At 41.3% G+C, this 12606-nt stretch carries 6 protein-coding genes; 3 read left to right on the top strand and 3 right to left on the bottom strand.

Annotation, left to right across the window (positions count from 1 at the left end; genetic code table 11):
* Positions 1-133: 133 nt before the first annotated feature.
* From ACYVHJ_RS16995 to ACYVHJ_RS16985, 3 genes are all read right to left on the bottom strand, one after another.
* Positions 134-1138 carry a Kelch repeat-containing protein gene (locus ACYVHJ_RS16995; RefSeq protein WP_460517082.1) on the bottom strand — a complete coding sequence of 335 codons (1005 nt, stop codon included), beginning with the start codon at positions 1136-1138 and terminating at the stop codon, positions 134-136.
* 21 nt (positions 1139-1159) lie between these two features.
* Positions 1160-1960: a ThuA domain-containing protein gene (locus ACYVHJ_RS16990; RefSeq protein WP_460517079.1), complete on the bottom strand. Its 801-nt coding sequence runs from the start codon at positions 1958-1960 to the stop codon at positions 1160-1162.
* A 1706-nt stretch (positions 1961-3666) separates the two neighbouring features.
* Entirely contained in the window at positions 3667-5079 is a 1413-nt protein-coding gene (locus ACYVHJ_RS16985) for a hypothetical protein (RefSeq protein ID WP_460517076.1), read from the bottom strand.
* 466 nt (positions 5080-5545) lie between these two features.
* Between ACYVHJ_RS16985 and ACYVHJ_RS16980 the strand changes: the two genes are divergently transcribed.
* The 3 genes from ACYVHJ_RS16980 (at position 5546) to ACYVHJ_RS16970 (ending at position 12308) form a co-directional block, all read left to right on the top strand.
* Positions 5546-8155: a metallophosphoesterase family protein gene (locus ACYVHJ_RS16980; protein ID WP_460517073.1), complete on the top strand. Its 2610-nt coding sequence runs from the start codon at positions 5546-5548 to the stop codon at positions 8153-8155.
* A 66-nt stretch (positions 8156-8221) separates the two neighbouring features.
* Complete coding sequence (locus tag ACYVHJ_RS16975) at positions 8222-9757, top strand: arylsulfatase (protein WP_460517070.1); 1536 nt, start codon at positions 8222-8224, stop codon at positions 9755-9757.
* A gap of 265 nt (positions 9758-10022) precedes the next feature.
* Positions 10023-12308 carry a PSD1 and planctomycete cytochrome C domain-containing protein gene (locus ACYVHJ_RS16970; RefSeq protein ID WP_460517067.1) on the top strand — a complete coding sequence of 762 codons (2286 nt, stop codon included), beginning with the start codon at positions 10023-10025 and terminating at the stop codon, positions 12306-12308.
* Positions 12309-12606: the final 298 nt, after the last annotated feature.

Here is a 12606-nt window from a genome sequence, read left to right as displayed (position 1 = left end):
GTGATGTGGTGATCTTGTGATGTGGTGATCTTGTGATTTTGTGATCTGGGATGGGGTCTGGTTTTAGGTTTTGAGGACTTTATATTCTGTTTTATGTTTAGCTAGGATTTATCTACCCAAGGCAAAAAGGTTTTTACCAGTCTTCAGGCAAGTCCAAGGACCAAACATCATTGACTAGGGGAGGGAGCATGCCTCCGGCAACAAATATTTTATCCTGAAATACAAAAGCCGAATGTTCGTGTCGGCCGGGCCAGAATATTCCCGGTTTGTATTCAGTCCAGTTTATGCCATCCCTGCTGTACCAGGCGTCTCCCCAGTTTTTGTAAGGGTTGTTGGACCAACCGCCCATTACCCAGATGCAATCCCTGTATACTACAGATGAAAACCATATCCGCTCATGCCATGGGGCAGCTTCGGTTACCTGTTCCCAATTGATGCCGTCTTCTGTGACCCAAACGTCATTTTTTGCATGGTATTCAGGTGTATAATTGCCACCGCCGAAAACATACATCTTGCCATTGAGCACAGCGGACTGATGGTAAGCTCTTGGAGACCAGCCGGCATCGACAGTGGCCAATTCCCAATCCTTCCCATTTTCGGAAACCCAGACATCGTTTTTAAGGCTTTTTTCATCCCCAAAATAGTAATTCTCTATTCCGCCCATTAACCATAGCTTGCCTTTGAATTCCACTACGGTTGAAGCAATTCTAGGTGTCCAGGAAGCTGCTTTCTTTTCCAATTTCCAGTCTGCTCCATTTGTGGAGGACCAGATGCTATTGCTGGCAGAATGTCCTTCAAGCCGGCCATTGTACCAGCCACCTGTGATCCACATTTTGTCCTTAAAAACAAAAGTCATAGGAAGGTCACTGTGGATCCATGGTGCATTGGATGCTACTTTGTTCCAATCCTTTCCATTGGCGGATGACCATACATCTCTAGGTGGGGCATGGTGGGAATCAAACCAGCCACCTAAAATCCAGAGCTTGTTATTATAAACCAGTTCTCCTTGTGAATCCCTGGCTTGCCAGTCCACCTTTTCGCTTACCTTTTCCCAATTGGGCAATGGGTTTTGGGCCTTCAGGCCATTCACCAATAGACTAATTAAAATTAAAGGGAGGAGGTAATTTCTCTTGTTCATTTTAGGAAGCATTTTACTTATTTACTCTTTTTCCAAAGCCCAATGAATACTATTGATCAGCAATTGAATAAAGGGCGCTTGTTTGAAATCCGTTGGATAGCCCAATGAGGTGTAAAAAACCTTTCCACCATAAGCTGTATTTCTTGTCCATGCTATGGGTTCGGTGGCAGATTTCCCTCTTGGCTTACCATTGAGTAAAATTACCGCATTTGGGTCAATGATGGGCTTTACTTTATATACCTGCCCCTTGCTCTTCCAATTTTTTAAATCTATGTCGGCTAAAATTGGATGACCTTCTGCATTTGGGAAGGCAGTCACAATTGTCCCTAATTTCTCGGGGAAATAACCATTGTTTTCACAGCCCAATATGTCCGGTACAAAACCCCACCATCCTTCAAAACCGGGCTCCACTTCATCTCTAACCGAAAACCCATGATTGGCTGTTCGCAAACCCACCAATGGCTTGCCTGACCTATGGTAATTTTTGATGCTTGTCATTTGGTCAAAAGGCAGAGCCAATCTTCTACAAAAGACCACCAGTAAATCCGCCTCTTTAAGTATCTCAAGGTTAGGAAAGCGATAGGCGCCATGTGTGCCCTCACCCTTTAGCACAGTTATTTTTAAGTCTTCATATTTTTCATCCAACATCTCCGCAAAAGGAGGGACCGTAAGGTGGGCTTCATAGTTTAAAGGATCCTCACTGATTAGAAACACCACATGTTTTGGTCCATTGGTTGGTAAAGCAGTTGCAAACATTGCTTTAGGTAAGCCTAGAGCACAACAAATTAAAAGCGCGACCAAAAGGTATTTGTGATTTTTCATTAGTTGGGTATATAGGTAAGAGAAAGCGTGTTTGAATTTAAAATAGTGAAATAGACAAATTTAAATTTTGCACGGTTACGTTACCTAAATATGGTTTAAATTTTTTAAGTATTGAAATATTATCTTATAAAATATGGAGTAAGTAATGGATTTAAACGGAGCCTAAGGGGGGTGAAGGGGTAAGAGTCAACCTTTCAAGGCAGAATAAAATACAAATAATGGCATAACATGTTTTTTCCAATTATGGTAACATTTAAAATTTGCTATCGCAAGAAGCGCGGGGGCATGCCAGAGAACGAGGCGGCGTCGGGCCATTTGGGGAGGAGTTTTCTGCTGGCTTGATTTTTCTTTGCTTCGTTTCTTTTCATTTAAGGAAAAGAAATGAAGAGGTCAAAAGATTCTTTGCTGAGGAAAATTAAAATTTTATCCTCTCTAATAGGCTAAGCAAAGTACCAGATCATCACGTTTCCCTATGGCTTTAGCTCCTCTCAGCCACCGGGGAAGGGGGGATTTTCTTTATTATTCCATCTAATAATTTACTCGAGAATTTAGGTGCTCCAGAGGAACAGTATTTTTGTAGCATATGAGGTAAGTTTGGATTATTAGCTCCAAAGGAGCGGCACCTTTTTGATTTATAACGTTCCAATAAAGGCTCCTTTTAAACTATGCTATCGCAAGAAGCGCGGGGGCATGCCAGAGAACGAGGCAGCGTTGGGCCATGTGGGGAGGAGTTTTCTGCTGGCTGGATTTTTCTTTGCTTCGTTTCTTTTCATTTAAGCCTGCCCTGAAACGAGGCAAGTCAGGGCCTGCCCTGAAACGAAGTAACTCAGGGGGAAAAGAAATGAAGAGGTGAAAAATATCTTTGCAGAAGAGAATTAAAATTTTAACCTCTCTAATGGGCTAGGCCAAATACTCTATCATCATATCTCCCTAAGGCTTCGACTCCGCTCAGCCACCGGGAAAGGGGGATTTTCTTTATTATTCCATCTAATAATTTACTCGAGAATTAAGGTGCTCCATAGGAGCAATATTTTTGTAGCATATGAAGTCAGATTCGATTATTAGCTCCAAAGGAGCGGCACCTTTTTGATTTATAACGTTCCAATAAAGGCTCCTTTTAAACTATGCTATCGCAAGAAGCGCGGGGGCATGCCAGAGAACGAGGCGGCGTCGGGCCATGTGGGGAGGAGTTTTCTGCTGGCTTGATTTTTCTTTGCTTCGTTTCTTTTCATTTAAGCCTGCCCTGAAACGAGGCAAGTCAGGGCCTGCCCTGAAACGAGGCAAGTCAGGGCCTGCCCTGAAACGAGGCAAGTCAGGGCCTGCCCTGAAACGAAGTAACTCAGGGGGAAAAGAAATGGAGAGGTGAAAAATATCTTTGCAGAAGAGAATTAAAATTTTAACCTCTCTAATGGGCTAGGCCAAATACTCTATCATCATATCTCCCTAAGGCTTCGACTCCGCTCAGCCACCGGGAAAGGGGTGATTTTCTTTATTATTCCATCTAATAATTTACTCGAGAATTTAGGTGCTCCAGAGGAACAGTATTTTTGTAGCATATGAGGAAAATTAAAATTTTATCCTCTCTAATAGGCTAAGCCAAGTACCAGATCATCACGTTTCCCTATGGCTTTAGCTCCTCTCAGCCACCGGGAATGAGGGGGTTGATCCGTAAGTGTATAACGTGTTAGTCTATTCAGTCCCATTCCCTATTTATAATCCAAACTCATATTTTTCAAATCATACCCAATATAAAGGGGTCCATAACCAAAATCGTACGACATGATGCCCCCCAGGTTAGGCTCAAATTGGTTTTGCATAAACAGGCTGTAAATGCCTTGATTAAACGCCTTCATGTCAAAAGTAAACACCACATACAAAGTTTGTTCGTTATTTGCTTCAATTTGAGTTTGCTGGGAGGGAACTTCTCCCAAATTAATTTCTCCCATGTCTTTTGGCTTTACATACATGGAAAAGGGTTGGCCTCCAGGTAAGATAACGCTGGAACGAAAAATGGGAATGCTAATCGGGAATTCATTTTGATTCTTAAATGTAAAGGGAATTAAAATTTCAAAGCCTCTAGTCTGTGGTCCGGGTAGCTGATCAGGAAATACGGTATACTTTAGCTGATTATAAGAGGTCTGAAAACTGTCCCATTTTTCTGAAGCATCAGGGAAGCCTGCGGGATCCAGGAAATTGTCTACAAAGTAATCCGTTGCTTTAAAGCTGTTGGTCCTGTACATTAAATTCTTTATCTCTGCCCATTTATTGTTGATGTTGGGGTCAAAGGGACTGAGTAAATTCAACACATGGTCTTCAATTTTCACATTTACGGTTCTGTCCCACTGAGTAATGGTAGGAGCAGGAACAGGGATGGTAAGGCTGGTGACAGCATCTATAAATGGGTTTTTTAGCCCATTCAGTTCTCCATTGATCAATAAATCTCCAAAAGGAATTAAGGCATTTTTGATGGCATTGGGATTGATCAGGTTGCTTCCTGTACCCAAGAGTTTGATTTCTATAGGTTCGTTGGATTTTGTGATGGAGGGAGGAGCTGGGATTTTTACACGGGCACTGTGTTCATAGGAGAAATCAAACTTGCCGATCTTTTTTTGGAGCAGTTTGTTGATATATGGTTTTAATTCGGAAGACTCCAAATCAAAATCCTCACTCACGGCCAACTGAAAATTCGGCAACATATTGGTATAATCTGTAAGGTCCAGTTCTATGGCCGTTTTAAAGGTGAGGTTGTTGTCTTTCCCCATCAATTGCCTCAACTGGGCTGAACTTAAAGTAAAGGAATAATTTAACAAAGAGGAAGATTTTGAGGTCACCATTACCTCTTGATGGGTTTTTGCCAATCCAATGTCTCTACCGTTGACGAATATTCCCATGACATGATCAGGTATAGGAAGGTCTTTTTTGTAGGGATTGCTGATTTCATAAACCAAGTTAAAGTTTACCGAAAAATCAGTTAGTGTGGCCTGATTAAATTTTACTTCAAAGGACTTTTGCTTGGCTCTTGGCAGCATGTCTTCCAATACCATTAGGTTGGTACTGCAGCTGATTAATAGACATAAGCCAATAAAATAGCCGACTTGAATCAGTAAGTTATTTTTCATGTTGCAGTGGTTTTTTTGAATGGATTTAATTCACAATCGATTGATATAAAATTGATTGTACTCTATTAAAGATAGGTTCTATTGTTTATTTTTTTTTGCTTTTTGTAAAAAAGAGTAGGCTTTAATCAGAAATTAATCCTGATTGGATAGGGGGATAAACAATTTACATCAATTTAAAAATAACACTTAAGTCGGATATGTAGCTTAAAGCAACTCATTTTACTTATTCACAGATGAATTCAAGCTAGGTAGCGCCCAACTTATTTTTGAAGGTAAGCTGAATAGGAATCCTTATATGAAGGGAATTTATAAAGGCATGTTACTTTTTCAAATTTGTCAAAAATCCTATGACTTCGCGTATTGATGGTTTATATTGTAACCTAATTATCTCTATTTGGTAATAAGATCAATGATAAACGCCTAAACCTGAAATTTCAATTAATCCAAAACTAGCTGACTAATTCATATGAAAAGAAGAAAAGCCATTAAATCAATCGCCTTAGGAACAGTAGGTTCATCTTTGGTTTTAACGGATACTTGGGCCGAAACAATGCCCCTAAAATCCTTCAAAAAAGGAAGTCCGCTTAAAAGTAAATGGCAAAACTGGCCGGACATGGCTTGGGTAGGTCCTGAATATTGGGGAAATCGGCTGCAAGATTGGGAATTGAGAGGTGGTAAGGCGGTTTGCAACCTCAGCGCCAAGAACCGTACACTCCATAGCCTCACCCATCAGTTAAGTCCTAAAACCGAAGCATTCAAGGCTGAAGTAAAGGTAAACTGGCTCAATGAAGATAATATTGGGAACCCAGCCTCCTATGTAGGCATGCGAATAGGTGCCAAAGGAAAATTTGAAGATTATCGGTCTGCTGCAGTTTTTGGTAAAGGCTTGGATGTAGGTATCAATGGGGAAGGTGTTTTATTTATTGGTGAGCAGGTAGGTAGGGAGAAGTTACCCTTGGATAATGAAATCAACCTGGTGCTGAAAGGAGAGAATGGGGCTTTGATTTTAGAAGCTTTTGCTCCTCAAGGTAAGCAACTCCTGGAGGTATTGAAAATTGAAAATTACAGGGGTGACCTAGTAGGAAATATTGCGCTGGTATCCCATTTTCCGGAAGAGGCGCTCTTCCGAGATTCAGTCGCTTTTTCAGATTGGACTGTAACAGGGGAGAAGGTATTGGCAGCAGAAAATCAAACTTTTGGACCTGTATGTTTTGCCCATTATACCTTGCACGATGGGGTGCTAAAACTAGGTGCCCAACTGGCACCAATAGAAAAAATTAAAGGAAATAAGGTCAGTCTGCAACTAAAAAAAGGAGCGGCCTGGACCACAGTGCAGGAAGCAGCAATAGATGAATTGGGAAGAGTTACCCACTTCCGATTGGAAGACTGGGCGGAGGAAAGTGCAGTGCCTTACCGAGTGAAAGTAGACTTGCCTTTGAAAAGTGGGGTAGAAAGCCATTATTATTCAGGGACTATCGCTGAAGAGCCAGTTGACAAAGACAAGGTAAAACTGGCAGTCTTTAGTTGCAATGCAGATTACGGCTTCCCGGACAATGAGGTAAGTCTACATACCCTCAGACATGCTCCGGATATGGCGGTTTTTTTAGGGGATCAATTTTATGAAGGCACCGGTGGATTTGGTATTCAAACTTCACCTTTAGAAAAATCAAGCCTGGACTACCTTCGCAAATGGTACATGTTTGGCTGGTCTTACAGGGAAATATTTAGACATATACCATCTGCATTTATACCTGATGACCATGATGTTTATCATGGCAATGTTTGGGGAGAAGCAGGAAAGGTGGCCCCAACCGATGAAGGATGGACCTATGTAGCCCAAGACCAAGGGGGCTATAAAATGCCTGCTGAGTGGGTAAATATGGTGCAATTGACACAAACAGGTCACCTGCCCGATGCCTTTGACCCAACACCTGTAAAGCAAGGAATAGGTACTTATTATACCGATTGGGTATATGGGGGAGTTAGCTTTGCCATACTTGAAGATAGAAAATTTAAATCTGCGCCAAAAAATGTATTGCCTGAAGAAGCCAAGGTTACCAATGGTTTTATTCAAAACAGGGAATTTGACATCAAAGAATACTATGATATTGAGGCAGACTTATTAGGCGAACGCCAGTTAAAATTTTTAAAGCATTGGTCTACAGACTGGAGCAAAGGTACGGAAATGAAGGCCGTTTTATCGCAAACCAACTTTTGTACTGTAGCTACTCTCCCTGAGGGTAGTATTATCGACAGTATTGTGCCAAAATTACCCATTCCTGAATTGGGCGAATATGTGCCGGGTGATGCACCTACATCCGACATGGATTCCAACGGTTGGCCGCAAAAAGGCAGAGATGAAGCCATAAAAATAATTAGAAAGGCTTTTGCTTTGCATATTGCCGGAGACCAGCATCTGGCCTCAGTAGTCCAGTATGGAGTAGATCAATTCAAAGATTCCGGCTATGCTTTTGCCGGGCCTGCATTGAACAATTTATTTCCCAGACGATGGTGGCCGCCGGTTCCGGAAAAACATGAACCTTTACCCGGAAAACCAAAGTATACAGGGAATTTTAATGATGGATTTGGCAATAAAATGACGGTGCATGCGGTGGCAAACCCAAGAAAAACAGGTATAGAACCGGCGCGAATTTATGATCGGGCAACAGGATATGGAATAGTAACCTTTGACAAGAAAGGTAAGCAAATGACCATGGAATGTTGGCCTAGATACGTCGATCCAAAATCCAACCCAAATGGGCAATATGAAGGTTGGCCGATAACAGTTTCCCAAAAGGAAAATTATGCAAGAAATGCCAAGGGAAGTCTACCTCCTTTGGACTTAAGCAATTGTAACAAACCGATAGTAGAAGTATTTGAAGCGCAATCAGGGGAATTGGTGTATTCTCTTAGGGTCAATGATAAGGTTTTCCGGCCGGAAGTTTTCAGCGAGGGAAATTACTTCGTGAAAGTTACAGATGATAAGCGAGGAAAAAGTATGGTTTTTGATGAGCTGAATACCAATTCTGATCCTATGGCCACCCTCAAAGTTGATTTTGATTCCAATAAAGTATAAAACATCCCAAAATAAAATGCCATATTCTAATGGAAATTTAAATTACCTCAACCATATAAATTAAGAATGAAAAAGAGATTACTATTAATACTACCTCTAATTGTCTTCTATTTGGCGGCTTGCCAAAGTCAGAAAGAGGAGCCTGTTCCTCCAAATATTGTATACATACTTGCAGATGATTTGGGATATGGAGATTTGGGATGTTATGGACAGGAAAAAATTGAAACACCCAATATTGATGCTTTGGCAGCTTCAGGAATGATGTTTACGCAACATTATTCAGGTGCACCTGTATGTGCACCCGCAAGAGCAGTATTGCTCACAGGGCAACATTCAGGACACTCGCAAGTAAGGGGCAATGACGAATGGGGTAGTAGAGGCGATGTTTGGAATTACCATGCCATGTTAGCAGATTCTACCCTTGAAGGCCAAAGGCCAATAGCAACAGGTACTTATACCCTTGGTTCAATGCTTCAAGAAGCCGGTTATACCACTGCTGTAGTTGGTAAATGGGGTTTAGGAGCTCCCCATACTGAGGGCGTCCCCAACAAACAAGGCTTTGATTATTTCTTTGGCTACAATTGCCAAAGGCAGGCACATACCCTTTATCCGGTTCATCTTTATGAAAATGAACAACGGGTATATTTAAACAACGATACGATTGCTCCCAATAAGAAACTGCCGGAAGGTGTTGATCCCTATGATTTGGCAAATTATGGAGATTATTTTCTTACAGACTATGCGCCGGAGATAATGTCCGATAGAATTGCCAGTTTTGTAAACGAGCAAAGCAGCGAGAAGCCTTTCTTTTTGTACTGGGCTACTCCTATTCCTCATGTTCCACTGCAAGCCCCCCAAAAATGGATTGATCACTATGTAGAGAAATTTGGAGATGAAGAGCCTTATCAGGGGGAACGTTCTTATTTTCCATCCCGATACCCAAGGGCAACTTATGCAGCCATGGTCAGTTATTTGGATGAACAAGTAGGGGAATTAGTTGACCAGTTAAAGGAAAAAGGGTTATATGAAAATACCTTAATCATTTTCACTTCCGACAACGGCCCTACCTTTAATGGAGGAACAGATTCTCCTTGGTTTAATAGTGGAGGAGCGTTCCGGGAAGAGAGAGGTTTTGGTAAAGGCTTTCTTTATGAAGGCGGTATTAGGGTTCCCATGATTGCCTCTTGGCCCGGGAAAATCAAAGAAGGAACGGTTAGTGACCATGCCTCTGTTTTTTATGATGTCATGCCCACCTTAGCTGAAGTAGCCGGGAAACCTTTAGAATCTGCAACAGATGGCACTAGTTTTTATCCTACTTTAATCGGTCATTCTCAGCCTCAACCTGAATTTCTTTATTGGGAATTTCCTTCCTACGGTGGTCAAATCGCGATCAGAATGGGCGATTGGAAAGCCTTAAAATTGAATGTTCAAAAAGGTGGAGCCACATGGTTATTATTTGATTTAAAAAGTGATCCTTTGGAGATGCATGACGTGGCTAAAGAAAATCCCGAGATAATCAAGAAAGTAGAAGAAATTGTAGCAAGAGAACATACTACCTCACCCAATGAGCGGTGGAGGTTTGAGGAATTGGATGGGGTTTAACTGCAGTTAAGCCTTTTTTGTCCTTTTACTTTGAATATAAATTAAAACCATTATTACCCTTATGCCGACATTCTTATAAGGTGTAGATAATGGTTTTTTTGTGTAACTTTAAAATTTACCAAATAAAAATTCTTATAAATTAGGTCTTTTTAAAGACAGCAACAGAAGATGTGTTGGCAATCTGCTTGATAACCATTAAATTAGAAATGTAATTAATATAAACCCGGTAGGATTGAAAAACAAAGGAATTTTTACATCAATATTTATGGTGCTATTTATAGCTTCAGTGGCTTTAAATAGTTGTTCAAACGAGCATACCTACAAGGAAACTTCAATTCCTGATCAAGTTAGTTATAACTTCCATATTAGACCTATATTATCTGACAATTGCTTTGCCTGCCATGGTCCTGATGCCAATAAAAGAGAAGCAGGGTTAAGGCTGGATACGGAAGATGGAGCCTATGCAGCTCTCAAAGAAAATCCAAATCGCCATGCGATTGTCTCCGGTAAATCCAATCAATCTGAAGTAATTACAAGAATTTTTTCTGAGGAGAATACTGAAAAAATGCCTCCCCCTGAATCCAATTTAAGCCTTTCGGATCAGGAAAGGCAATTGATTAAGAAGTGGGTAGACCAAGGTGCCGTTTATGAAAAGCATTGGGCTTTTGAGCCACCTGTGAAGAAAGATATTCCCGAATCGGCTCTATCGGAATGGAATCACAATCCCATTGATGGTTTTGTTTTGGCAAAAATGAAAGAAAATGGGCTTACACCCAATCCAAAAGCAGAAAAGAATTTCTTGTTAAAAAGGTTAAGTCTGGACCTTACCGGATTGCCGCCCACTTCTGAAGAAGTGCGGAGCTTCAATTCAGGTGAAAAATCCTGGGAGCAAATGATTGACCTGTACCTCAGCAAACCTGCTTATGGAGAGAAATTGGCTTTGTTATGGTTAGACATATCAAGGTATGCGGATTCATTTGGTTATCAGAATGACAATATCAGGACCCAATGGCCCTATCGGGATTGGGTTATTCATGCCTTTAATCAAAATTTTCCTTACGATCAATTTTTAAAATGGCAATTGGCAGGAGACCTGCTTCCCGAGCATAACAGGGAACAACTTTTAGCTACAGCCTTTAATAGAAACCATAAAATCACTGAGGAGGAAGGAGTAATTCATGAAGAGTACAGGGTGGAATATGTTTTGGACAAAACCAATACCTTTAGCAAGGTGATTTTGGGCATGACCATGGAATGTGCCCAATGTCATGACCACAAGTATGATCCAATTTCTCAGAAAGATTATTATAACCTTTATGCTTTTTTTAACAACACCCCCGAAAAGGGTTTTGAAGGAGGAGCAGGTTCTCCGGTGCGCGCCAAATCACCGCTGATGTGGGTTGATGCTGAGGATACGGAAGGAATTCTTGACTTTATCAATCATCCGGATACCAATAAAGTAGCCGTTTCCATCATGCGAGACTTAAAGGATTCGATTCGTCCCACTTTTATCCTGGACAGGGGCTTATATGATGCGCCAACGGGCGAAGCACTAAGCCCCAAAACACCGGACATCATCAAACCATTTTCAAAAGACTTGCCCAAAAATAGGCTAGGATTGGTAGAATGGGCCTTTGCTGAGGACCATCCTTTAACATCAAGGGTCTTTGTCAACCTTATTTGGCAGGAAATTTTTGGTGTGGGCCTGGTGCCCTCATCCGGAGACTTTGGCATGCAGGGCAAACTCCCAACTCACCCTGAATTATTGGATTGGTTGGCTGTGGAATTTCGTGAAAGCGGTTGGGACATCAAAAAACTTATTAAACTAATCGTTAGCTCTTCCACCTATCAGCAATCTTCAGCTGTAAGCAAAGAAATGTTGGCCATTGACCCGGACAATACTTACTTGTCACGTTTCCCACGCTTGCGCTTGCACGCGGAATTAATCAGAGATATGGTATTGGCCAGTAGTGGTTTGCTGGTTGAAGAATTGGGTGGGCCAAGTGTTAAGCCATATCAACCGGAAGGACTTTGGGAAGCTTCCAGTTCCGGAAGAGGAGAGTTGAATATTTACCGGCAAGACAAGGGAGACAAATTGTATAGAAGAGGAATATATACCTTTATTAAACTCACTTTGCCTCCTCCTTCGCTTTTAATTTTTGATGGCAGCAATCGTGACATTTGCCAAGTCAATAGAAACCGTACCAATACCCCTTTGCAAGCTTTGGCCATGCTCAATGATCCTTTGGTTTTGGAAGCATCAAGGGTGCTAGCTGAAAATTTAGTCGATCAAATGAAAGACGAGAAAGCGGCAATTGGGGAGGCGTTTGTTAGGATCTTGGGTCGCTTGCCTAAAGTCGAAGAAGATCAATTGCTTATGGATTTTTATGCAGAGGAATTGTTACGCTTTGAAAAAAGTCCCGAAATTGCCTCCGGTTCTTTAGATATAGGCGAATCGCCGGCTTCAAAAAAAGAAGCGGTTAGGACAGCAGCGCTGATGCAAGTCATCGTAGCCCTTTATAATTTAGAAGAAGCCATCACCAAAACCTGACCGTAGTTTTTTAATTCAATTTAATGGCTTCTGACCATTGATCCAAAGTTTTGATTAATAGGTAGTAAAGTCGATTTTCGTTATTGATTAGCAGATCTATTCGCTTCCAAATTTACCGGCCTTTTCCATTTTTTTGTGTTATTCCTAAGCTTCCAAAAAGGTTTGATTTCTTTTGATTACAATTCTTATTATAAAATCAGGGAACCTGCTTTTCCTGGCATTTTCAGGATGGAGAAGTACGGATGCATCACCAGCTTTTGGAATTCCTGCTCGCAGTTGACCTTTAATTCCTTGAGAC

This window comes from Cyclobacterium sediminis (genome assembly GCF_054781075.1).
The sequence above is the reverse complement of the archived record's forward strand: the minus strand, read 5'-3'. Positions and strand labels throughout refer to the sequence as shown.

Bases quoted from the DNA above. Each gene is read 5' to 3' on its own strand.
- ACYVHJ_RS16990 (WP_460517079.1), bottom strand. From the start codon at position 1,960: ATGAAAAATCACAAATACCTTTTGGTCGCGCTTTTAATTTGTTGTGCT.
- ACYVHJ_RS16995 (WP_460517082.1), bottom strand. From the start codon at position 1,138: ATGAACAAGAGAAATTACCTCCTCCCTTTAATTTTAATTAGTCTATTG.
- ACYVHJ_RS16985 (WP_460517076.1), bottom strand. From the start codon at position 5,079: ATGAAAAATAACTTACTGATTCAAGTCGGCTATTTTATTGGCTTATGT.
- ACYVHJ_RS16975 (WP_460517070.1), top strand. From the start codon at position 8,222: ATGAAAAAGAGATTACTATTAATACTACCTCTAATTGTCTTCTATTTG.
- ACYVHJ_RS16980 (WP_460517073.1), top strand. From the start codon at position 5,546: ATGAAAAGAAGAAAAGCCATTAAATCAATCGCCTTAGGAACAGTAGGT.
- ACYVHJ_RS16970 (WP_460517067.1), top strand. From the start codon at position 10,023: ATGGTGCTATTTATAGCTTCAGTGGCTTTAAATAGTTGTTCAAACGAG.